This window comes from Ralstonia condita (assembly GCF_958405655.1).
Classification (GTDB): domain Bacteria; phylum Pseudomonadota; class Gammaproteobacteria; order Burkholderiales; family Burkholderiaceae; genus Ralstonia; species Ralstonia condita.
The window spans coordinates 357715-381873 of record NZ_CATYWO010000003.1 but is presented as its reverse complement, the minus strand read 5'-3'; the positions used below and the strand labels follow the sequence as shown (position 1 = coordinate 381873).

Genomic DNA, 24159 nt, shown 5'->3' with positions numbered 1-24159 from the left:
TTTTTGCTTTTCTGGTTCCCGATCCATGCGCCGCGCCCAAGCCGCGGCGGCGCGCTCAGCCGAGAGATTCCATGACGCTCCAACACACGCCGCTCAATGCCATCCACCGCTCGCTGGGCGCCCGCATGGTCGACTTTGGCGGCTGGGACATGCCCGTCAACTACGGCTCCCAAATCGAAGAGCACCACGCCGTGCGCCAAGATGCCGGCATCTTCGACGTCTCGCACATGTGCGTGGTCGACCTCACCGGCGCGCGCGTGCGCGACTTCCTGCGTGGGCTGCTCGCCAACAACGTCGACAAGCTGCAGACGCCGGGCAAGGCGCTCTACAGCTGCATGCTCAACCCCAAGGGCGGCGTGATCGACGACCTGATCGTCTACTTCTTCCGGGAAGACTGGTTCCGCCTGGTGGTCAACGCCGGCACCGCTCCGACGGACCTGGAATGGATCGTCGCGCAGAACGCGGCCGCCGGCACCGACGTGACCATCACGCCGCGCCGCTCCGACAACAACGCTGGCGCCGAGCCGCTGGGCATCCTGGCCGTGCAGGGCCCGAACGCGCGTGCCAAGACCTACGCCGCGCTGCCCGGCACGCAGGCCGTGGGCGAGGCGCTCAAGCCGTTCAACGCCGGCTTCGTCACCGTGGAAAACGTGGGCGAAATCATGGTGGCCCGCACCGGCTACACCGGTGAAGACGGTTTCGAACTGGTCGTGCCGGCCGCGCAGATTGCGGGCGTGTGGGAGCGCCTCCTGCAAGCCGGCGTGCGCCCGGCAGGCCTGGGCGCGCGCGACACGCTGCGCCTGGAAGCCGGCATGAACCTCTACGGCCAGGACATGGACGAGCACGTGTCGCCGCTCGACGCCGGCCTCGCCTGGACGGTCGACCTGCAAAGCGAACGCGACTTCACCGGCAAGGCCGCGCTGCAAGCCGGCGGCCAGCGCGAACAGTTCGTCGGCCTGATCCTGCGCGACAAGGGCGGCGTGCTGCGCGCCCACCAGAAGGTCATCACCGCTGCCGGTGACGGCGAGATCACCAGCGGCACGTTCAGCCCGAGCCTGTCGCTCTCCATTGCACTGGCGCGCCTGCCCAAGGACGTGTCCATCGGCACCGACGTGCAGGTCGAAATTCGCGACCGCAAGTTGACCGCGACTGTGGTTAAACTGCCGTTCGTGCGCAATGGCAAGGCGCTGGTCAGCTGAACACCGAATCTGCATTCCCCCAATACCCATCTTCCGGAGAAACCTTTCATGAGCAACGTCCCCGCCGATCTGAAGTACACCGAACACGACGAGTGGATCCGCGTTGAAGCCGACGGCACGCTGACCATCGGCATCACCGACTTCGCGCAGGACGCGCTGGGCGACATCGTCTTCCTGGAACTGCCGGACGCTGGTCGCGCAGTCGCCAAGGACGAGGCGATTGCCGTGGTCGAATCGGTCAAGGCCGCCTCCGACATCTACGCCCCGGTCTCGGGCGAGATCATCGCCAACAACGCCGACGCCGCGGGCGCGCCCGAGTCGGTCAACGCCGGCGCCTACGAGGCCTGGCTGTTCAAGATCAAGCCGACCAACGCCGACGATGTGAACGCGCTGATGTCGGCCGAGCAGTACGCCGCCAAGATCGGCTAAGCCGGTCACCGAAGCCGATGTGCCTGACCCGCACATCGGCGCTTTGCCTGAATTTCGAGCCCTTGCCATGAACGCTCCGCACCCCGCTTCCTCGGCGCTTGCTGCCGAACGCCCCACCCTCGCCGCCCTGGAGGCGTGCGACGCCTTCGCGCACCGCCACATCGGCCCGTCGCCGGAAGAGCAAGCGCAGATGCTTGCTGCACTTGGTTTTGATAGCCGCGCCAAGCTGATCGACGCCGTGATCCCGCCCGCCATCCGCCGCCAGGACGGCATGCCGCTGGGTGAATTCACGCAGCCGCTGACCGAAGAAGCGGCGCTCGCCAAGCTGCGCGGCATCGCCGGGCAGAACCGCGTGGTCAAGAGCTTGATCGGCCAGGGCTACTACGGCACGCACACGCCGGGCGTCATCCTGCGCAACATCCTCGAGAACCCGGCCTGGTACACGGCCTACACGCCGTACCAGCCAGAGATCTCGCAGGGCCGCCTGGAAGCGATGCTGAATTTCCAGCAGATGGTGATCGACCTGACAGCCATGGACATCGCCAATGCGTCGATGCTGGACGAAGCGACCGCCGCCGCTGAAGCCATGACGCTGCTGCAGCGCATCGGCAAATCGAAATCGACCGTGTTCTTCGTGGCCGACGACGTGCTGCCACAAACGCTGGAAGTCATTCGCACGCGCGCCGAGCCGATCGGCGTGCAGGTGGTGACCGGCCCGGCGGCCGACGCTGCCAAGCACGATGCGTTCGGCGTGCTGCTGCAATACCCGGGCGCCAACGGTGCGCTGCTGGGCGATCTGGCGACGTACCAGGCGCTGACCGATGCCGTGCACGCCGCCGGCGGTCTGGTCGTGGCCGCCGCCGACCTGCTGGCGCTCACGCTGCTGGCTGCGCCGGGTGAATGGGGTGCCGACGTGGTGATCGGCAACACGCAGCGCTTTGGCGTGCCGTTTGGCTTCGGCGGCCCGCACGCCGGTTACATGGCCGTGCGCGATGCGTTCAAGCGCTCGATGCCGGGCCGCTTGGTTGGCGTGACGATCGATGCGCAGGGCAACCCGGCCTACCGTCTCGCACTGCAGACGCGCGAGCAGCACATCCGCCGCGAGAAGGCCACCTCGAACATCTGTACCGCACAGGTGCTGCTGGGCGTGATGGCATCGATGTACGCCGTCTACCACGGCCCGCAAGGCCTGAAGCGCATCGCCCAGCGCGTGCACCGCCTGACCGCCACGCTGGCCGCCGGCCTGCGCGCGATCGGCTACACGCTGGAATCCGACGCCTTCTTCGACACGCTGACCGTCGCCACCGGCGCGCGCACCGCCAACCTGCACATCGCCGCGCAGGCGCACGGCATCAACCTGCGCCAGATCGACGACACCCGCCTGGGCATCTCGCTGGACGAGACGGTCACGCGCGCCGATGTCGTGGCGCTGTGGGAAGTCTTCGCGCACGCCGCCCACGCCGCCGCGCCGGACTTCGACCAGACCGAAGCGGGCGTGGCCGATGCGTATCCGGCATCGCTGGTGCGCCAGAGCGCGTACCTGACGCACCCGGTGTTCAACGCACACCACTCCGAGCACGAAATGCTGCGCTACCTGCGCAGCTTGGCCGACAAGGACCTTGCGCTGGACCGCACGATGATCCCGCTGGGCTCGTGCACGATGAAGCTCAACGCCACCGCAGAAATGCTGCCGGTGACGTGGCCCGAGTTTTCGAACATCCACCCCTTCGCACCGGCCGACCAGACCGTCGGCTACCGCGAGATGATCGACCAGCTCGAGCAGATGCTGTGCGCAGCCACCGGCTACGCCGCCGTGAGCCTGCAGCCGAATGCCGGCTCGCAAGGTGAGTACGCTGGCCTGCTGATCATCCACGCCTACCACGCCAGCCGTGGCGAAGCGCACCGCAACGTGTGCCTGATCCCGTCGTCGGCGCACGGCACGAACCCGGCATCGGCGCAGATGGCCGGCATGCAGGTCGTCGTCGTGGCGTGCGATGAGCGCGGCAACGTCGACCTGGCCGATCTTGAGAAGAAGGCCGCCGAGCACAGCAAGAACCTGGCGGCGATCATGATCACCTACCCGTCCACGCACGGCGTGTTCGAGGAAGGCGTGAAGCGTGTCTGCGAAATCGTGCACAGCCACGGCGGTCAGGTGTACGTGGACGGCGCCAACATGAACGCCATGGTCGGCACGGCCGCACCGGGCCACTTCGGCGGCGACGTCTCACACCTGAACCTGCACAAGACGTTCTGCATTCCGCACGGCGGCGGCGGTCCGGGCGTGGGTCCGGTGGCCGTGGGCGCGCACCTCGCGCCGTTCCTGCCCGGCCGCGCGGCTTCGGGTGAAGACGCCAGCCAGAACATCGGCAACGTGTCGGCTGCGGCATTCGGCTCGGCGTCGATCCTGCCGATCTCGTGGATGTACATCGCGATGATGGGCGCCGCGGGCCTGACCGCCGCCACCGAGACGGCCATCCTGTCGGCCAACTACGTGGCCAAGCGTCTCGCGCCGTACTATCCGGTGCTGTACACGGGCGCGCACGGCCTGGTGGCACACGAGTGCATTCTCGACATCCGTCCGCTGCAGAAGGAATCGGGCATCAGCAACGAAGACATCGCCAAGCGTCTGATGGACTTCGGCTTCCACGCACCGACGATGAGCTTCCCGGTGCCGGGCACGCTGATGATCGAGCCGACCGAAAGCGAGCCGAAGGTGGAGCTCGACCGCTTCATCGACGCGATGATCGCCATCCGTGGCGAAGTCGACAAGGTGATCTCAGGCGAATTCGACCGCGAAGACAACCCGCTCAAGCATGCGCCGCACACCGCAGCGGTGGTGATGGCCGACGACTGGTCGCACAAGTACACGCGTGAGCAGGCCGCCTACCCGGTGGCATCGCTGCGCAAGCAAAAGTACTGGCCGCCGGTCGGCCGTGCCGACAACGTCTACGGCGATCGCAACCTGTTCTGCGCCTGCGTGCCGATGAGCGAGTACGCGCAGGACTGATGCCTGCTTGTCACACACCGTTGCGGCGGGGCCTCCTGCCCGGCCGCAGCGCCACGTGTGTCCGGACGCCATCGGCGTCACCCATTTTCAGGACTGGCGCTTTGGGGCGGCTCGCCGTATAAGGTGGCTGCATTTCACCTCACCGACGCGTGCCTTCCATGCCAATGCTCCATTGCGCCCCGCTTCTTCGTCTGCTGGCGTGTGCCGTCGCGGTTTCAGCATGCGGCGCCTGCTCGCCCACGCAAGCCGGTGCCGCTGCTGCCGTGTATGCCGGCACGCATACGCAGGCTCCTGCGGCTCACGACTGGTGCGACGTTTCGCCGGCACTATCGAGTGATCCGGCAGCCGTCAAGCTCATGGCGCGTGCAACACGGCATCTGACGCAGACGCCGCACCCGCTCCCGCGCCTGCACACCGAAGGCACCCTGCCGCACCAGGGCATCTATGATGAATCGGTGGTGGCCGCCCGCGATTTCCCGCTCGTGCGGGACGCCGCATTGGCCTGGCGGCTGACCGGGGACCGGCGCTTCGCCGAGCAGGTCGATACCTTCCTGCACGCATGGGCGGGCACCTACGTGCCCAGCTTCAACCCGATCGACGAAACCAAGTTCGACGCGCTGATCCAGGCCTATACGCTGGCCCGAGACGGTCTCACGCCGAGCACGCGCAACGAAACGCAGCGCTTCCTGCGCACGTTGGCCGAAGGCTACATCGCGCGCACGGACGCTGCCCGGCCGCCGCTGGCCCACACCTGGATCAACAACTGGCAAAGCCATCGCATCAAGCTGATGGCGATGTCCGCCGCCGCATTGGGTGACCACGCGCTGATCGCGCAGGTGCATCGCCTGTTCCTGCGGCAGCTTGCCAACAATGTGCGCCCCGACGGTTCGGTGGAAGACTTTGAAGACCGCGATGCGCTGCACTACGTCGTCTACGACCTGGAGCCGCTGACAATGGCGGCGATTGCGGTGCAGCCGTTCGGCCAGAACTGGCTGCGCGAGCGCGCGAGCAACGGCGCCACGCTGGCCGCTGCCATCGACTGGCTCACGCCATACGCGGATGGCAGCCGCACACACGACGAATACGTCCACTCGCGCGTTCCCTTCGACAAGACGCGCGCGGATGCCGGCTTGCCCGGTTTCTCGGGCCCCTGGGAGCCGAAGAGCGCGGGCACGCTCTACTGGCAGACCGCACGATTGGACCCGAACTACCGCCCGCTCGCCGCGCGTCTGACTGCGACAGCGCCCGATTGGCTGGCGCTGTGCGCGGCCCGTTGATTGGCGAGGCGCTGCATTGACAGCGCGCGGACAACAACTTGGCGCAAGCGGCCACAAGCCGGCTTGCACCCTTTAACGCCCCCGGAGCCCTACCCCATGGCTGTTTCTGTTTTCGACCTCTTCAAGATCGGCATTGGCCCGTCCAGCTCGCACACCGTCGGGCCGATGCGCGCCGCGCTCATGTTCGCCTCCGGCCTCGAAGCCGATGGGCTGATGTCGCAAGTCGCCAGCGTGCGTGTCGAGCTGTACGGCTCGCTCGGCGCCACCGGCAAAGGCCACGGTACGGACCGCGGCGTCATCCTCGGCCTGATGGGCGAGGCACCCGACACCATCGACCCCGACACCATCGAAGCCAAGCTGGCGGAGCTGCGTGCATCGCAGTCGCTGTCGCTGCTGGGCCGTCACGCGATGCGCTTTACCGAGAAGGAACACATCGCCTTCTACCGGCGCGAGGCGATGGCCGAGCATCCGAACGGCATGAAGTTCCACGCTTTCGATGCGGCCGGAGAACGGCTACGCGAGGCGCGCTACCTGTCGGTGGGCGGTGGCTTTGTCGTCACGGCTGGTGCACCCAACACCCAGGTGCTGGCGGCGCACGACCAGTTGCCGCATCCGTTCCGCAGCGGCAAAGAGCTGCTGGCGATGTGCGAATCGACGGGCAAATCCATCGCCCGGCTGATGCTCGAAAACGAACTGACGTGGCGCACCGAGGCCGAAGTGCGTGCTGGTCTGCTCAACATCTGGCACGTGATGCAGGCGTGCGTGGCGCGCGGTTGCCGCACGGAAGGCGAGCTGCCGGGGCCGTTCCACGTGCGTCGCCGCGCGGCGGAGTTGTATTCACGGCTTACGGTGCAGGCCGAACGCACACTGTCCGACCCGCTGTCGGTCATCGACTGGGTGAATCTGTATGCGATTGCCGTCAACGAAGAGAACGCCGCGGGTGGGCGCGTTGTCACGGCACCGACCAACGGCGCAGCGGGGATCATCCCGGCGGTGATGCATTACTACGACCGGTTCGTCCCCGGCGCGAACGACAACGGCGTGGTGGATTTCCTGCTCACCGCCGGCGCGATCGGCATGCTTTACAAGATGAACGCGTCAATCTCGGGCGCAGAAGTCGGGTGCCAGGGCGAAGTCGGTGTGGCGTGTTCGATGGCGGCGGGCGCGCTGGCGGCCGTGCTGGGCGGCACGCCTGCGCAAGTCGAAAACGCTGCGGAGATCGGCATGGAGCACAACCTGGGGCTGACATGCGACCCGGTTGGCGGGCTGGTGCAGATTCCGTGTATCGAGCGCAATGCGATGGCGTCGGTGAAGGCGGTGAATGCTGCGCGCATGGCGTTGCGTGGGGATGGCACGCATTATGTTTCGCTGGATTCGGTCATCAAGACGATGCGCGAGACTGGCGCGGATATGAAGACGAAGTACAAGGAGACGGCGCGGGGTGGGTTGGCGGTGAATATTGTGGAGTGTTGATTTTTGGTTTGGATTTTTGCGTTGGTGGTCCATCCCCCTTTCGTTCCCTGCCGGGACCGACTCACTTTTCTTTGTCTTGCCAAAGAAAAGTAAGCAAAAGAGAGGCGCGCCCGAGATGGCGACTTCCCCTTGGATTTGTGTCGCGGGGAGGGGAAGGAGCCAAACTCGCTGCGCTCAGACAAGGCTCCTTCCTTTTTCCTCCCCGCAACAAAAATCCAAGGCGCCATCTAGGGCAAGGAAAAGCAAACCGTCGAACACAAAGCGAGCCACCAAGGCTCGCTTTTTCGTTTGCACCGGCATACCGAGGGTTTGGCCGTTCCTGCCCTGGATGGCGCCTTCAATTTTCGTAAGCGGGCGGAAAAAAGGCGGGGAACTGTCTGAGCGCAGCGAGTTTTCCCCGCCTCCGCCCGGTTACGGAAATTGAAGGAGTCTTTCGCCATCTCGGGCGCGCATTTCTTTGCTTACTTTCTTTGGGCAAGACCAAAGAAAGTGAGTCAGCCCCGGCAGGGGATGAAACAAGGGATGCACCACAAACAACAAATCTAGAGGACACCCCAAAAAAGCCCACAAGCCCCCGCCCCCATCCACTCCTATAATCCGCGCCACAAGAACCCTCTTTGGAGACCCGCAGGATGCAATCCCTCCATCCTCCCAAGCACATTCCGGCGGCGACCCTGCCGGAGCTGACGCTACGCGGCATGATCCTCGGTGCCATCATCACCGTAATTTTTACCGCTTCCAACGTGTACCTCGGCCTGAAGGTCGGCCTGACGTTCTCATCGGCGATTCCGGCAGCGGTCATTTCGATGGCGGTGCTGCGCATGCTCGGCGGCACGAACATCCTTGAGAACAACATGGTGCAGACACAGGCGTCCGCGGCCGGGACGCTGTCTTCCATCATCTTCATCCTGCCCGGCCTGGTGATGATTGGGCACTGGCAAGGTTTCCCGTTCTGGCAAACGTTTGGGGTCTGCATGGCGGGCGGCATGCTGGGCGTGGTGTTCACGATCCCGCTGCGCCACGCCATGGTGGTGCAGAGTGACCTGCCCTATCCCGAAGGCGTGGCGGCAGCGGAAATTCTACGTGTGGGTAGCGGCCAGTCGGCGGACGGTGAGGACGCGGCCGATGACGAGGCGGTGCCGGCCGCCACCGGCATGCGCGACCTGGCCGCGGGCGGCATTGTCGCGGCCATCGTGGCGTTTGCGACCAGCGGCCTGCGCCTGCTGGGCGAAGGGGCAAGCTGGTGGTTCGCGGCGGGGGCCGCAGTGGTGCGCTTGCCGCTGGGCTTTTCAACGGCACTGCTGGGCGCGGGCTACCTGATCGGGCTGGTGGCCGGGCTGGCCATGCTGGTGGGCCTGGTGATCGCCTGGGGTATCGCCGTGCCGTATCTGACGTCCGTCACGCCGCTGCCGGCGGGCAAGGCGCTCTCGGCGTTCGGCACGGATGTGTGGCGCACGCAGGTGCGCTTTATCGGTGCCGGCGTGATTGCAGTGGCGGCCGTGTGGACGCTGGGCACGCTGATCGGCCCGGTGGTGCACGGCGTGAAGCGCTCGTTCGGTAGCTTGCGCCCGAAAGCCGATGGCGCGCTGCGTACCGAGCAGGACATGGCGCCGCGCTGGATTCTGCTGGTGACACTGGCTATGGTCGTGGTGCTGGTGATCACGTTTGCCGCGTTCCTGGCGCCGACCATGCTGTCGGCCGGCTCGCGCTGGACGCTGATCACCTGCGCGGTGATCTTTGCGGTGGTGTTCGGCTTCCTGGTGGCAGCGGCGTGCGGCTACATGGCCGGGCTGATCGGTTCGTCGTCGAGCCCGATTTCGGGCATCGGCATCATCGCCATCACGTTGGTGTCTTTGCTGCTGTTGGCCATCGGCGCGGACAACGGCATCGTGGGCTCGCCGGAAGCGAGCAAGCTGGGCATTGCGCTGGCCATTTTCACAACGTCGGCCGTGGTGGCCGTGGCGACCATCTCCAACGACAACCTGCAAGACTTGAAGACCGGCTGGCTGGTCGGGGCCACGCCCTGGCGCCAGCAGGTGGCGCTGCTGATCGGCTGCGTGGCGGGCGCGGCGGTCATCTCACCGGTGCTGGAGCTGCTGTACAACGCGTATGGCTTTCCCGGCGCGCTGCCGCGTGCCGGCATGGACGCGGCGCAAGCGCTGTCCGCACCGCAGGCGACGCTCATGACGGCCATTGCCACCGGCATCTTCACGCACCAGCTGGAATGGAACATGGTGATTGCGGGCATCGTCATCGGCATGCTGCTGATCGCCGTCGACTGGGCGCTCAAGCAGCGTGGCGGCGTCGCCCGGCTGCCGGTGCTGGCGGTGGGCATCGGCATCTACCTGCCGCCGACGATCAGCACGGTGCTGGTGACGGGCGCGGTGCTGGCGTGGGTCATCGAGAAGATTCTCGCCAAGCGCGCGCAGGCGGCCGGTGTGCCGTACGCGCGCTATGCCGAGGTGCCGAACCGCCACGGCGTGCTGCTGGCGTCGGGCCTGATCGTGGGCGAAAGCCTGGTGGGCGTGCTGATGGCAGCCGTCATCGGGGCCACGGGCAAGGATGCTCCGCTGGCGATCGTGGGCGCGTCGTTTGAAGGCACGGCGCAATGGCTCGGGCTGATCGTGTTCGCCTTGGTGTGCTGGGCGTTTGCACGGCGTGTGCTGGCGGTGCGCCCGACCCACTGATCGACGCGCCGCCGGCTCGGCAGGATCAAGCCGGCTGCGCGGCCGCCTGCGTCCAACGCCCGCATCCGCGTCGCACGGTCTCGTGCAGGTTGCGGGTTTCACGTTGCGCCGCGCGGATCCACTCGGCATCCGTATCGCGCGCCTCCACCACCTTCCGCACCATGTCGAGCGCGCCTTCGGACGACAGCGCTTCGGCGTGTGCCGACAGCACCTTGCTCGTTTCCAGGATGTGATCGGCCAGCGCCCCACGGTTGCCCGTGGCCGGGTCGACGTATTCGCCGGCCAGCCCGAAGCGGCACGCCTGGAAGCGGTTGAAGGTGTAGACGAGGTAATCGTCTTCCACGGGCATGAACGGGCGATCGAGCAGCAGCCAGCGGCCCAGCGCCTGAATGTAGGCGGCGATGGCGGCGGCGCGTTCGACGGTCAGCGGGGTGTCCATCACGCGGACTTCGATCGTGCCGAATTCGGGCTTGGGGCGAATGTCCCAGTAGAAGTCCTTCATGCTCTCGATCACGCCGGTGGCGTGCATCTTGTCGAAGTACGCGATGAAGGCGTCCCACGTGAGCACGAACGGCGCACGGCCCGACATCGGGAAGGCGCTGACCGAATTCATGCGAGCGGAGGCAAAGCCCGTATCCACGCCCTGCACGAACGGCGACGACGCCGCCAGCGCAATGAAGTGCGGCACGTAGCGCGACATGGCGTGCAGCAGGTACAACGCATCGTCGGGATTCGGGCAGCCAATGTGCACGTGCTGGCCGAATACCGTGAACTGCTTGGCGAGGTAACCGTATAGATCCGAGATGTACTGATAGCGCGGCGATTGCGAAATCTGGCGCTGGCTCCACTGCTGGAACGGATGCGTGCCGCCGCCGCAGATGCCGATGTTCAGCGCCGTGGCGGCTTCGGCCATGCGGTCGCGCATCTCGCGCAACTGCCAGAGCGCTTCATCGTGGCTGTGGCAGATGCCGGTGGAGATCTCGATCATCGAATCGGTGATCTCCGGCTTGATGTCGCCGGGGTATTCCTTGCCCTTGAGCATGCGCAGCAGGTCGGGCGACGCCGAGGCGAGGTCGTAGTCATGGCGATTGACGAGCTGCAATTCCAGCTCGACGCCAAACGTGAGGGCTTCGGATTTCGAGAACGGTTCGAGGGACATATTGGCCTATCGCCTCCCTTCATCTTGTCGCACCTCACCGGCCCAACGCAGCGAACGCGCGGTCAGGATCGGGGCGACGATCTGCTGGATCGCCAGCGTGCAGAGGATGATGGCGGCGAGCGGCCCGCCGGTTTGCGGATACAACGCTGCCGTATCGTGCATCAGCAACCATGACAATCCCGACATCGGCCCGAGCGCCAGGCCCAGCGCCACGCTCTGGCGCATCGACAATCCCGAGAACGAACCCAGCGCCGCTGTGCCGGCCAGCTTGGCGACAAAGCGCGCCAGCACCAGCACCACAGCTGCAAGGCCGCCGATCATCCAGTCCGATGCCTTGAGCGGCAGACCGAGCGACACGATCATCACGACGATCAGGATGCTGCCCGCACTACCGAAATGCGACGGCCACACGCGCGGGTGCGCATCCTGATGCTTGAAAACCACCCCGGCCAGCAGCAGTGTGAGCGGCACCGAGAGCTTGAGCAGCTTGGCCATCGCCAGCGAAAACAGCACGAGGCCCACCAGCACGAGAAACGCGTAGTGGTCATCGCCCGCCATGCGGTGGTAGAGCGCGTGACCGACTTTGCCGGCCACCCAGGCCAGAAGCACGGAGCCGGCCAGCAGGTACAGCGGGTGGATCAGGGCGGCGCCCCAGTGGCCGTACTCGCTATGCAGCCAGCCGGCGGTCAGCGGCACCAGCACGCTGGCATAGATGCTGTTGAGCGCGCCCAGCGAAAGCAGCCGCTCCGTCACCTGGCCTTCAGCGCGCAGTTCATTCTTCAGCTGCAGGAGCACCGTGGGCGATGTGGCCACGGCGATCGCGCCTGCGGCCACCGCAACCGGCGCGGCTACGCCAGCCAACTGCAGCGCCCAGGTGACGAGTCCCCAGGTCAGCAGGCTCTCGAAGCCGCTGGTGAGCAGCAACCACCGATTGGCACGCAGCCACTCAAACGAGAGCCGGTGGCCGAGCTCGAACAGCGCGAGTGCGAGCGCCATTTCGATGAGGATATGGGTCTGGTCGAGCATGTCGGCGTCGATCAGCGGACGGCCTAGCACGCCCGCCACCAACCCGGCCGCCGCATAGCCCACGATGCGTGGCAGCCTCAGCGCCACGCGCGCGAACTCGCCGCACAGTGCCGCGCCAACCAGCGCCAGTCCGATCCAAAACAGGCCGCTGGGTGCGGGCGGCCACGAGGGGAAGAGATCGTGAAGTCCTGTCATGGCCGACATGGTACCCGATGCACCCAATCGGAAAAGTCAGCCAAGCACTGACACGCGATAGGATCGCTTTGCGCGCAATTTAACTGAAGATCGAATATTTTCTTCGGAGATCACGACAATCCAACGAATGTGACGCTGCGCGACGGGCAAAGAAAAACCGCCCCGGAGGGCGGTGTTTCGTACTGCGAATGGCCGAAGCCGAGCGGATTACTTGCCGCCCACGCTCTCCAGCGGCGCCCACTTGCCGCCGGTGACCTTGTAGACGGTGATGCCGCCGTCCTTCAGGTCGCCCTTCTCGTCATAGGCGTAGTGCTTGGCGGTCACGCCTTGCATGTTGGTCGCGGCCAGGATCGGCAGGTACTTGCTCGGGTCCGACGAGCCGGCCTTGACCATGGCTTGCATCAGGGCCATTGCGCCGTCGTAGGCGTACGGCGAGTACGTCTGCACCGGCGTGCCGAAGCGCTTCTCATAGCGGGCCTTGTAGGCGGCGCCGCCCGGCATCTGCTCCAGCGGCAGACCAGCCAGCGAGCACACCACGCCTTCGGCCGATTGCGCGCCAGCCAGCTTGATGAAGTCGTCGGTCTTGGACATTTCGCCCGACATCAGCGTCGACTTCATGCCCAGTTCGCGCATCTGCTTGACCAGCGGAGCCGATTGGCCTTCCGCGCCGCCGTAGAACACGGCGTCAGGCTTCTTGGACTTGATCTGCGTGAGGATCGACTTGAAGTCGCTGGCCTTGTCGTTGGTGAACTCGCGACGCACGATGGTGGCGCCGGCAGCCTTGGCGGCCTTCTCGAATTCGTCTGCCAGACCTTGGCCGTAAGCCGTGCGGTCATCAACGATGGCGATGTTCTTGTAGCCCAGCTTCTTGACGGCGTACGTGCCGACCACCGAACCCTGCTGGGTGTCGGAGGTCATCATGCGGAACGTCGTCTTGTAGCCTTGCTTGGTGTATTCCGGTGCCGTTGCCATCGCGATTTCTGCGATGCCCGCGTTGTTGTAAATGCGCGAGGCCGGGATGGTCGTACCCGAGTTGAAGTGGCCCAGCATGCCCTTGATGCCGCTGTCCACAAGCTTCTGTGCGACGGTGGTGCCGGTCTTCGGGTCAGCTTGGTCGTCTTCCGAGATCAGCTGGAACTTGACTTCCTTGCCGGCGATCTTCGGATGCGTGGCGTTGAACTCCTCGACCGCCAGCGTCAGGCCGTTCTGCATGTCCTTGCCGTACTGGGCTTGAGGACCGGTCATCGGGCCGGCGTAGCCCAGCTTGATGACTTCCTGGGCCGATGCCCCACCCGCCAGCGCGCACAGGGCGGCGGCCAGACACAGTTGCTTCAATTTCATTTGTGCGTCTCCTAGTTCAAACGCAATTTGGATCAATAGCGCGACGGGATCACCGTCGCCCTCCTCCCGCTTCGCGCTCCATCCGCACCCGTCGTGCGGATGGCGCTGCGAATCCTGCTCGTGCTCCCCGTCAGCCGATGGTCATCAGGCTGGCGTTGCCACCCGCCGCGGCCGTATTGACCGACAGCGAACGCTCGATCAGCAGGCGCTCCAGCGCCAGCCCCTCCCCGCCATGCGGCAGGCCTTGCACGCCCACGATCGGGCCGGCACGTCGTGCCAGTCCTTCGCAGATGGCGCGCAGATGGTCCGAATCGCCGTGGTGCAGCACCGCATCAAACGCCGCTTCGTCGGTCGACCCGACCACGCGGACGCGCGATTGTACTGCCGCCGGCAGGCCCCGAAGTACCGCTTCGATGGCAGGGTTTTCCTGCACAACGGCCACGCTGCCAACGGCCAGAATCGCCGCCAACTGGCGCAGCCAGTCCGCCGGATCGGCCGCCACGCACAGCACCGCTTCGCGCGGCAGCAGCGTGTAGGTGTTGCGCTCGCCCGTCGGGCCCGGCAGCGTGGCCGTGGCGCCCGTGGCAGACGCCGCAGCCAGGCGTTCGCACAGCGATGCCAGCTCAGGCGCCTGCTTGCGCGCCCAGTCCGTCAGTGCATCGAATGGCGCCAGCAGCGCGCGGCGCGCATCGGTATCGATGTCCGTACCGGCACCTGCGGTCAGTTGCAGCGCGGTGCGCATGCCGTCCTGCGGGCACGTCGAGAGCAAACGCAGCAGATACAGCGGGCCGCCAGCCTTCGGGCCCGTGCCCGACAGGCCTTCGCCGCCGAACGGCTGCACGCCCACCACCGCGCCGACGATATTGCGGTTCACATACAGGTTGCCGACGTGCGCGCGGTCCACCACGTGCGCGATGGTCTCGTCGATGCGCGTGTGGATGCCCAGCGTCAGGCCGTAGCCCGTGCCGTTGATCTGCTCGATCAGCTTGGTCAGGCCGGCGTTGTCTGCCGTGCGTTTCCAGCGAACCACGTGCAGCACGGGGCCGAAGATCTCGCGCGTCAGGTCCGACAGGCTGTCGAGTTCGATCACCGTCGGCGGCACGAAGGTACCGTGCGCGCATGCAGCCGGCACAGGCGCCTGATGCACGCGGCGGCCCTTGGCGCGCATCGCTTCGATGTGGCCGACGATGTTGTCGCGGGCTTCGGCGTCGATCACCGGGCCAACGTCCGTGGCAAGGCGATCCGGATTGCCCATTGCCAGCTCGGCCATGCCGCCCTTGAGCATCGCGAGCACGCGGTCGGCAACGTCATCCTGCAGGCACAGCACGCGCAGCGCCGAGCAACGCTGGCCTGCCGAATCAAACGCAGACGACAGCACATCCGCCACCACCTGCTCGGCCAGCGCGGACGAATCGACAATCATCGCGTTCTGACCGCCAGTCTCGGCAATCAGGGGGATCGGCGCGCCGTTGGCATCCAGGCGGCCGGCCAGCGTGCGCTGCAGAATGCGCGCGACTTCGGTCGAGCCGGTGAACATCACGCCCTTGGTGCGCGTGTCCTTCACCAGCGCGGCGCCGACGGTCTCGCCGCGGCCCGGCAGCAGTTGCACGGCACCGGCCGGCACGCCGGCTTCGCGCAGAATGCGCACAGCCTGGGCCGCAATCAACGGGGTCTGTTCAGCGGGCTTGGCCAACACCGGGTTGCCGGCGGCCAGCGCGGCGCTGACCTGGCCGGTGAAGATCGCCAGCGGGAAGTTCCACGGGCTGATGCAGACCACGGGGCCCAACGGGCGGTGCGTGTCGTTGGAGAACCCACCGCGCACCTGCGCCGCGTAGTAACGCAGAAAGTCGACTGCCTCGCGCACTTCGGCAATCGCGTTGGACAGCGTCTTGCCCGCCTCGCGGATGATCAGCCCCATCAGGTGCTGCATCTCGCCTTCCATCAGGTCGGCGGCGCGATCGAGCAACGCGGCGCGCGCTTCCGGCGGCGTGGCTTGCCAGATCGGGGCGGCGGCGGCGGCGGCCGACAGGGCGGCATCCACGTCGGCTTCGGTGGCTTCCGTCACATGGCCGACGATATCGCGCAGGTCCGACGGATTGCGCACCGGTTGCGGTGTGCCGCCTGCGTAAGGCGCATCGCCAATGGTCGGCTCGGCGTTCCAGACCGTGCTCGTGCCCGCAAGAAGAGCGGACGACAACGACGCCAGGCGCTGCTCGTTCGCCAGGTCGATGCCCGACGAGTTGGCGCGCACGTCACCGTAGAGGTGGCGCGGCAGCGGAATCTTCGGATGCGGCAGGCCGAGCGTCCCTTCATCGGCGTGCATCTTTTCCACCACCGCCACCGGATCGGCGACGAGGTCGTCCAGCGGAATCGACTCGTCCGCAATGCGGTTCACGAACGAGGTATTGGCGCCGTTTTCCAGCAGGCGGCGCACGAGGTAGGCCAGCAGCGTTTCGTGCGTGCCGACCGGCGCGTAGATGCGGCACGGGCGGTTCAGCTTGCCCGGCTTGTTGCCCACGACCTGTTCGTACAGCGGTTCGCCCATGCCGTGCAGGCACTGGAATTCGTATTGGCCGGGGTAATAGTTCTGGCCGGCCATGTGATAAATGGCCGCCAGTGTGTGTGCATTGTGCGTGGCGAACTGCGGGAAGATCGCTTCCGGCGCGGCCAGCAGCTTGCGGGCGCAGGCCAGGTACGACACGTCGGTGTAGACCTTGCGCGTGTAGACCGGATAGCCCTCCAGGCCGTCGACCTGGGCGCGCTTGACCTCGCTGTCCCAGTACGCGCCCTTCACCAGGCGGATCATCAGGCGGTGCTTGCTGCGGCGGGCCAGATCGATGATGTAGTCCAGCACGAACGGGCAGCGCTTCTGATAGCCCTGCACCACGAAGCCGATGCCGTTCCAGCCGGCAAGCTCAGGCGCAAAGCACAGGCGCTCCAGCAGATCGAGCGACAGCTCCAGGCGGTCGGCTTCTTCCGCATCGATGTTGATGCCGATGTCGTATTCACGCGCCAGCATCGCCAGCGCCTTCACGCGCGGATACAGCTCGTTGATCGTGCGGTCGTACTGCGCGCGGCTGTAGCGCGGATGCAGCGCCGACAGCTTGATCGAGATGCCCGGCCCTTCGTAGATGCCGCGCCCGCCCGAAGCCTGCCCGATCGCGCGGATGGCCTGCTCGTACGACGCGAGATAGCGCTGGGCGTCTTCCTCCGTCATCGCGGCCTCGCCGAGCATGTCGTAGGAATAGCGGAAGCCCTCGGCCTCGAACTTGCGCGCGTTGGCCAGCGCTTCGGAAATGGTTTCGCCGGTGACGAACTGCTCGCCCATCAGGCGCATCGCCATGTCCACGCCCTTGCGGATGAGCGGCTCACCGCTCTTCCCGATGATGCGCGTGAGCGCCTTCGACAACCCTGCTTCGTTGTGCGTGGCAACCAGCTTGCCCGTGAGCAGCAGGCCCCAGGTGGCAGCGTTCACGAACAGCGACGGGCTCTGGCCGACATGCGAATACCAGTTGCCGTTGCTGATCTTGTCGCGGATGAGCGCGTCGCGCGTGGCCTTGTCGGGAATGCGCAGCAGTGCCTCGGCCAGGCACATCAGCGCCACGCCTTCCTGGCTCGACAAGGAAAATTCTTGGATCAGGCCCTGCACCAGGCCTTCGCGGCCGGTGCCGACCTTTTGCGTGCGCAGCTTGCCGGCCAGATCGCGGGCGAGCTGCTTGGCTTCCGAGGCGAGCGCGCCCGGCAGGCGAGCCTGCTCCAGCAGCATCGGAATGGCTTCGGTTTCGGGCCGGCGGTAGGCGGCCGTGATGGCAGCGCGCAAGACCGACTGCGGTTGCACGCTCTGTGCGAATTCGAGAAACGGTTGCACCGCAGGTTCATCACCCTCGTGCACGTCCGAGACGGCTGCGGCGGCGGACGGGAGGCCATCCGCCACCGGGCCGTTTGCATCAGTTGGCAGCTGCCCCCGCTCCACTTGATCCAGATACGTGAAGATCGCCTGCTTGATCAGCCAGTGCGGCGTGCGGTCAATGGACTGCGCAACGCGCTTGAGGCGTTCACGCGAAGCATCGTCCAGCTTGACCCCGAGGGTGGTTGTAGCCATGTGGGTTCCTATCCAGAGCTGCCATTGCCTGGCTTGTGGCCGGCAAATTGGGCGGATCATACGCCCGGCGGTCTTGGAGGTGCAACCTAGTGAAACCCCTTGGTTCGAAATGGGTAGATTGGGGTGCAACCGCAGAGGGTGATGGGGGCTTTTTGGACGTCTTTTTTTGTCTTGGCTCCGGGTTTTTTTTGGTGCATCCCCTGTTTCATCCCCTGCCGGGGCTGACTCACTTTCTTTGTCTTGCCAAAGAAAGTAAGCAAAGAAAGGCGCGCCCGAGATGGCGAAAGACTCCTTGAATTTATGTCGCAGGGAGGGGAAGGGAAAAACTCGCTTCGCTCAGACAGTTTCCCTTCCTTTTTCCTCCCTGCAACAGAAATTCAAGGCGCCATCTAGGGCAGGGAAAGTCCAAAGACAAAAGCTACACCCTCTGGGCGCCAGCCCAAACGACAAGGCCAACCTCACGACGGGTTGGCCTTTTGCTTTTGACGTTGAGCCCTTGATGGCGCCTTGAATTTTTGTGAGCGGGCGGATAAGGAAGGAGGCTTGTCTGAGCGCAGCGAGTTTGCCTCCTTCCCCGCACGGTCACACAAATTCAAGGAGTCTTTCGCCATCTCGGGCGCGCCTTTCTTTTGCTTACTTTTCTTTGGCAAGACAAAGAAAAGTGAGTCGGTCCCGGCAGGGAACGAAAGAGGAATGGACCACCAAGCCTCAAATCCTCAAAGGATCAATCTCCAACTGCCACCGCACCCCCTTCACCGTCTTGCCGATCCCCGCAAACCCCTCAGTCCAAGCCGTCAAAAGCTTCTGTAAAGCCGCCCGAGACGCCGATTCCACCAGCAACTGTGCCCGCTCCCGGTTGGCCAAGCGCACCATCGTCATCGGCACCGGATCATGCAGAAACACCGGCGCACCCAATTCAGCTGCCAAGGCTTCACCAGCCGAACGCGCAGCCCCCAAGAATTCCAGCGCCCGCGCCACCTCCTTGTGCTCGGCAGTGAGCAACGCCTGATACGCAAACGGCGGCAAACCGGCTTGCTTGCGTTCCCGCAGCAACTGGCGCGCAAAACCGCCGTAATCGTGCCGAACCAGCGCCTGCAGCGCCGGCGCATCCGGATACCGCGTCTGGATCAGCACCTCGCCGGCCAGCCCGGCCCGGCCGGCACGGCCCGCCACCTGCATCAGCGAAGCAAAAAGATGCTCGCCGGCGCGAAAGTCATGTGAGAACAGCGAGGGGTCCGGCGCCACCACGCCCACCAGCGTCACGCGCTGGAAGTCATGCCCCTTGGCGACCATCTGCGTGCCGATCAGGATGTCGACGCTGCCTTCGTGCACGGTGTCGAACAGCGCTTCGGCGCTGCCCTTGCGGCGGGTGGAATCAGCGTCGATGCGGGCGACGCGGGCTTGCGGAAACAGTTCGCCAAGCGTCTCTTCGATGCGCTGGGTGCCGCGCCCGAGCGGGGCGATATCAACGTTGCCGCAGTCGGGGCAGTGATGGGGGATGCGGGATTCGTACCCGCAGTGGTGACAGCGCAGGCGCCGCTCGGGCTTGTGCAGCACCAGGTACGCCGAGCAACGCGGGCAACCCGACAGCCAACCGCACGCGTCGCAGGACAGCACGGGCGCGTAGCCGCGGCGGTTGAGGAACAGCAGGCTTTGTTCGCCACGCGCCAGACGATCGGCAATCGCATCGACGAGCGGTTTGGACAGCCCATCGCGAATCTCGCGTCCACTGCGGCGTTCCAGGGTGAGGTCGATGAGCGACACGCGCGGCAGGACCGCTTCCGCCTGTGCGCGCTGCGACAGCGTCAGGCGCGTGGTGGTGCCCTGTTCCGCGCGCCACCAGGTTTCCAGCGACGGCGTGGCCGAGCCCAGCACGACAGGGATGTTCCGCTGCTTGGCACGCCATAGCGCCAGGTCACGCGCGGAATAGCGCAGCCCCTCCTGCTGCTTGTAGGAGGTGTCGTGTTCCTCGTCGACGAGGATGAGCGCGAGGTTGGGCAGCGACGCCAGCATCGCCAGCCGCGTACCGAGCACGATGCGGGCCTCGCCGCGATGCGCGGCCAGCCAGTTCAGCGCACGCGGCTGCTCGGCCAGGCCGCTGTGCAGCGCCGCCATCGGCACGCCGGGAAAACGTGCGGCGATGCGCGCTTCCAGTTGCGGCGTCAGGTTGATCTCGGGCACCAGCATCAGAACCTGTGCGGCCGGGTCGCGCGCCAGGGCATCGGCGATGGCGTGCAGGTAGACCTCGGTCTTGCCGCTGCCGGTGACGCCGTACAGAAGGAACGGGCTGAATGTGCCAGCCGCGCCAGCTTGGGCAATGGCGGCCACGGCGGCAGCCTGTTCGTCGTTCAGGGCGGGTGCGACCGAAGGCGCAGGCAATTCGAGCGGTTGCGGCAACAGCGCTTTCGGCCGCAAGTCCGGCCGCACCCAGCCGAGCGCGGCCCAGTCGCGCAGCTTTGCCACGGCTTGCCCATGCAGGGCGACGGCCGCATGGGTGGAAAGCTCACCGTCCCCGGTCAACGCTTCCGCGAGGCGCATGGCGCCTGCGGCTCGCTTGGGCACGCTGTCGAGCAGCGCGGCGCGGGCCGAATCCCGCATGACGTAGACGGTTTCGGTGGCGTGGCGCGCAAGATTGTCCCAACTGGCGGGCGTGCGCCACAGCGGCGGGAGCGCCGGCAGCGTCACCTCGCCGAGGGCGCGATGGTAATAGCCCGCAGCGAACGCGGCCAATGCTTGCCACTCGGCATCGAGCGGCGGCACCCAGTCGAGCACGCGCTCGATTTCACGCAGCTTGTCCTGCGGGACGTCGGTCGCGGTGGCGGTTTCCACCACCAGCGCCACCACGCGACGATTGCCGAACGGCACGACCACCAGTTGCCCAGGCAGCACCGGCTGCATGCAGCGGTAATCGAACACGGCGTCGAGCGGCGTGTCGATCACGACCCGAGCGATGACGGCCGACACCTCGGAGCGGGGCGCAACGACGTCGACGGGGGCAATGGTCATGCGAAGCGCAAACGGTTGAAGTGCAAAGGGATTGTTGCGTTGCGGCGGACAATGGGCCGCCACAGTAAAGCGTTGCCTCGGTCGCACCTTGCCGGCGCAGCGATCACGCCCGCCGCACGATGTTCAAGTATTACTTGAGGTTTGCGTCTTGGCGCCATGATCGGTGGCGCCTTTTCGAGGCTATCCACACAAGCTGTGGATAACTTTGTTGAAAAGTCGCCGGATGTGCCCGCGAAGGGCGGTAGATCAAGCTCTTTTCTAGCTTGCACGATTTCCGCGCACGCGCTTTTCTTCCAGAAAAATCAAATACTTATATGATGGGGACGTGACGCGCTCACTGCTGCGCCGCGAAAAAAACCAGCCGCGACAGCTTTGTGCATAAGTCAAGTCTTGACAGCCCGGTACGGCACAAAAAGGTGCGAAATAAATCGCTTGACAGCGCTTTGGGCCCAATCTGTGGCCCCGGCACGCGAGTGGCCGCTCACCCTGTTTGCACCAAAGCGGCGAGGATTTCACCCGTGCCCTCGGCTTCACGCACCGCAGCGACTCAATTCAAACGCCATCGCACTGCAACATCGAAGGGTTACCCGGCCCGTGCACGGAGCGCGCGGCTGAAGCTGTGCACTTCGTCTACCAGGACCGACACCGCCTCGGGCGGGGTGAATTGCGAGATGCCGTGTCCCAGGTTGAAGACGTGGCCGTCGCTGCCGCCACCGGCTGCGTAGTCTTCCAGCACGCGGCGCACCTGCGCCCGGATCGCCTCCGGTTCGGCAAACAGCACGGTCGGGTCCAGGTTGCCCTGCAGGGCGACACGGCCGCCGGTGCGCTGGCGTGCGCGCTGGAGATTGACCGTCCAGTCCACGCCGAGCGCATCGGCGCCGGTCTCGGCCATGGCTTCAAGCCACAGGCCACCGCCCTTGGTGAACAGGATGACCGGCACGCGCTGGCCGTCGGCCCCGGGGCGGATGCCTTTCACCACGCGTGCCATGTAGGCCAGCGAAAACTCCTGGTAGATGCCGTCGGCAAGCGCCCCGCCCCAGGTATCGAACACCTGCACAGCCTGGGCACCCGCCTCGATCTGGGCGTTCAGATAGTCGATCACGGCTTGCGCGTTGATCTCCAGGATGCGGTGCATCAGGTCCGAGCGCGCATAGAGCATCGACTTGACGGTGCGGAAGTCGTCCGAACCGCCGCCTTCCACCATGTAGCAGGCGAGCGTCCACGGGCTGCCCGAGAAGCCGATGAGCGGCACGCGCTGGCGGCCGTCCTGCACGAGCGCACGGCGGATTTCCGCCACGGCATCGAACACGTATTGCAGCGACGACATGTCCGGCACCGACAGCGCCGCCACGTCGGCTTCCGTGCGCACCGGCTTGGCAAAGCGCGGGCCCTCGCCCTGCGCGAACGACAGGCCCAGGCCCATGGCGTCGGGCACGGTCAGGATGTCGGAGAACAGGATTGCCGCGTCCAGCGGGTAGCGATCCAGCGGCTGCAGCGTCACTTCCGTCGCATACGCCGGCGACTTGGCCAGGCCGAGAAAGCTGCCGGCGCGCGCACGCGTGGCGTTGTACTCGGGCAGATAGCGGCCCGCCTGGCGCATCAGCCACAGCGGCGTGTAGTCGGTCGGCTGGCGGCGCAGGGCGCGCAGGAAGGTGTCGTTGGCGAGCGGGGCGGACATGGCGATGGACTCTTGGGGAGGGCGTCATTGTAAGGGATGGGTCGACGAGACTGGCTCGCGCATCCGCGTTATCGACACGACCTTTTGCGCTGGATCGATCTCTGGGTTCACTGCGGGCACGTGATCGCGCGCGGCAGCCTTGCCGGCTGTGGCATCCACGCCCCGGCGTGCCAGTTGAGTTGAGTTCGCCGCCCCCGCCGCCCATCGCACAGGAACGCTCCTATAGTGAACGGCGCCCATTCCACCACCCCAAGGAGCCCGGCATGACACACAAGGGAAGCTGCCACTGCGGACGCATCGCGTTCGAGGTCGAAGGCCATCCGGAGAGCGCGATGGCGTGCAACTGCTCCATCTGCCAACGCAAGGGCGCGCTGATGTGGTTTGTGCCGCGGGGGCAAGTCCGCCTGCTGACACCGGAGGCCAACGCCAGCACCTACCTGTTCAACAAGCATATGATCCGGCACCGGTTCTGCCCGGTCTGCGGCATTCATCCGTATGGCGAAGGCGTGATGCCCGACGGCACGCCGATGACGGCCGTCAACATCCGCTGCCTGGAGGACATCGACCTGGCCAGCGTGCCGGTCACGCACTTCGACGGACGCGCGCGCTAGGGCAGCCTGAGACGCAGCGATCAGTCTGCGCGACGCCATCACCATTTGCGCCGGCAAGGCCGTGCGCCGATTGAACCGGCCAATCGTGCGTGAGAGCATCCCGCCCCATCGTCCCGGGCGGACCTGCCACGCACCATGCGTCATTTCGATTACTACAGCTGGCTCTTCACCCTTTCCACACCAGCCTTGCTGGCCGTGTGCTTCGTTTCGTTGGGGCTCGTCTCGGCGGCCGCGTCGGCGGGGTCCGCCGGACTGGCGCGCCTGTGGCCGATCCGGCCCGGCGCCAACATCATCGGCACGCTCCTCACGGGCTTGCTGGTGCCGACGGCAGTGATCATCGGCTTCATCTCCAGCGATATCTGGACGCAGAACGCACGCGCCGAAGCCGCCGTGGAGCGCGAAGGCATTGCCGCCGCCGAGGCGCTGCGCATTCTCGATGCGCTGCCCATCAGCCTTGCCTCGCCCATCCGGACCGCATTGCTGGCGTACGTGCACAGCGCCGTCGAAGACGAATGGCCGGCCATGGCGCAACGCAGCGCCAGCCCGGTAACGGGCCGGGCCTTCACGCAACTGCGCGAGGCGCTGTGGGCAGCGCGCCCGCAGACCGCAACGGCGCCGCCCATCACTTCGGTGGACGTCCGCCGGATCGACGCGCCGCAGCATATCGCCCACGAGTTCGACGAACTCGCCAAGCGGCTGGATACCATCGAAAACGCGCGTGCCACACGGCTGCAGCTGGCCAAGCGCCAGCTGAGCGGGGTCAAGCTGGCGGCGATGGCATGGCTGCTGTTCACCAACGCCTTCGTGATCGCGGAGCTGCATCGGGCCGCTGCCCGCGAGCGCCGCATTGCGCTGACGCTGTTCACCGCGGGCTTTGGGATGATCTTCTTCCTGCTGGTGCTACACGACCGCCCGTTTGCGGGCAGCGTAACCATCAGCGCATCGACACTCTCGGCGCTGGTGGACTGA

14 protein-coding genes are annotated in these 24159 nt (G+C 65.9%); 8 read left to right on the top strand and 6 right to left on the bottom strand.

Going from position 1 to position 24159, the window contains the following annotated elements; genetic code table 11:
- Window positions 1–71 precede the first annotated feature (71 nt).
- The 6 genes from gcvT (at window position 72) to R2N03_RS13455 (ending at window position 10072) form a co-directional block, all read left to right on the top strand.
- A complete protein-coding gene (gene gcvT, locus R2N03_RS13480) occupies window positions 72–1199 on the top strand; it encodes a glycine cleavage system aminomethyltransferase GcvT (RefSeq protein ID WP_316658150.1) in 1128 nt (375 codons plus the stop codon).
- Between the two features lie 48 nt (window positions 1200–1247).
- Window positions 1248–1628 carry a glycine cleavage system protein GcvH gene (gene gcvH, locus R2N03_RS13475; RefSeq protein ID WP_045206806.1) on the top strand — a complete coding sequence of 127 codons (381 nt, stop codon included), beginning with the start codon at window positions 1248–1250 and terminating at the stop codon, window positions 1626–1628.
- 67 nt (window positions 1629–1695) lie between these two features.
- The gene (gene gcvP / locus R2N03_RS13470; protein WP_316658149.1) at window positions 1696–4635 is read left to right on the top strand and encodes an aminomethyl-transferring glycine dehydrogenase; all 2940 of its coding nucleotides are present in this window, start codon (window positions 1696–1698) and stop codon (window positions 4633–4635) included.
- Between the two features lie 158 nt (window positions 4636–4793).
- Window positions 4794–5912 (top strand): alginate lyase family protein, encoded by a 1119-nt coding sequence (locus tag R2N03_RS13465; RefSeq protein ID WP_316658148.1) that lies wholly within the window; start codon window positions 4794–4796, stop codon window positions 5910–5912.
- Between the two features lie 96 nt (window positions 5913–6008).
- Window positions 6009–7385: an L-serine ammonia-lyase gene (locus tag R2N03_RS13460; RefSeq protein WP_316658147.1), complete on the top strand. Its 1377-nt coding sequence runs from the start codon at window positions 6009–6011 to the stop codon at window positions 7383–7385.
- A 632-nt stretch (window positions 7386–8017) separates the two neighbouring features.
- Window positions 8018–10072, top strand: a complete 2055-nt coding sequence (locus tag R2N03_RS13455; RefSeq protein WP_316658146.1) for an OPT family oligopeptide transporter — start codon at window positions 8018–8020, stop codon at window positions 10070–10072.
- 25 nt (window positions 10073–10097) lie between these two features.
- Here R2N03_RS13455 and R2N03_RS13450 read toward each other — a convergent pair whose 3' ends face one another.
- From R2N03_RS13450 to hemE, 6 genes are all read right to left on the bottom strand, one after another.
- A complete protein-coding gene (locus R2N03_RS13450) occupies window positions 10098–11231 on the bottom strand; it encodes a YbdK family carboxylate-amine ligase (RefSeq protein WP_316658145.1) in 1134 nt (377 codons plus the stop codon).
- Between the two features lie 6 nt (window positions 11232–11237).
- A complete protein-coding gene (locus R2N03_RS13445) occupies window positions 11238–12461 on the bottom strand; it encodes a cation:proton antiporter (protein WP_316658144.1) in 1224 nt (407 codons plus the stop codon).
- Window positions 12462–12659: 198 nt separating this feature from the next.
- Window positions 12660–13793: a branched-chain amino acid ABC transporter substrate-binding protein gene (locus R2N03_RS13440; protein ID WP_316658143.1), complete on the bottom strand. Its 1134-nt coding sequence runs from the start codon at window positions 13791–13793 to the stop codon at window positions 12660–12662.
- A gap of 130 nt (window positions 13794–13923) precedes the next feature.
- Window positions 13924–17895 carry a trifunctional transcriptional regulator/proline dehydrogenase/L-glutamate gamma-semialdehyde dehydrogenase gene (gene putA, locus R2N03_RS13435; RefSeq protein WP_316658142.1) on the bottom strand — a complete coding sequence of 1324 codons (3972 nt, stop codon included), beginning with the start codon at window positions 17893–17895 and terminating at the stop codon, window positions 13924–13926.
- 708 nt (window positions 17896–18603) lie between these two features.
- On the bottom strand, window positions 18604–20901 hold the full coding sequence (locus tag R2N03_RS13430; protein ID WP_316658141.1) for a primosomal protein N': 2298 nt from the start codon (window positions 20899–20901) through the stop codon (window positions 18604–18606).
- Window positions 20902–21484: 583 nt separating this feature from the next.
- Entirely contained in the window at window positions 21485–22579 is a 1095-nt protein-coding gene (gene hemE / locus R2N03_RS13425) for a uroporphyrinogen decarboxylase (protein ID WP_316658140.1), read from the bottom strand.
- A 263-nt stretch (window positions 22580–22842) separates the two neighbouring features.
- Here hemE and R2N03_RS13420 point away from each other — a divergent pair, with 263 nt between their 5' ends.
- Window positions 22843–23190: a GFA family protein gene (locus R2N03_RS13420; RefSeq protein ID WP_316658139.1), complete on the top strand. Its 348-nt coding sequence runs from the start codon at window positions 22843–22845 to the stop codon at window positions 23188–23190.
- Window positions 23191–23325: 135 nt separating this feature from the next.
- On the top strand, window positions 23326–24159 hold the full coding sequence (locus R2N03_RS13415; RefSeq protein WP_316658138.1) for a bestrophin-like domain: 834 nt from the start codon (window positions 23326–23328) through the stop codon (window positions 24157–24159).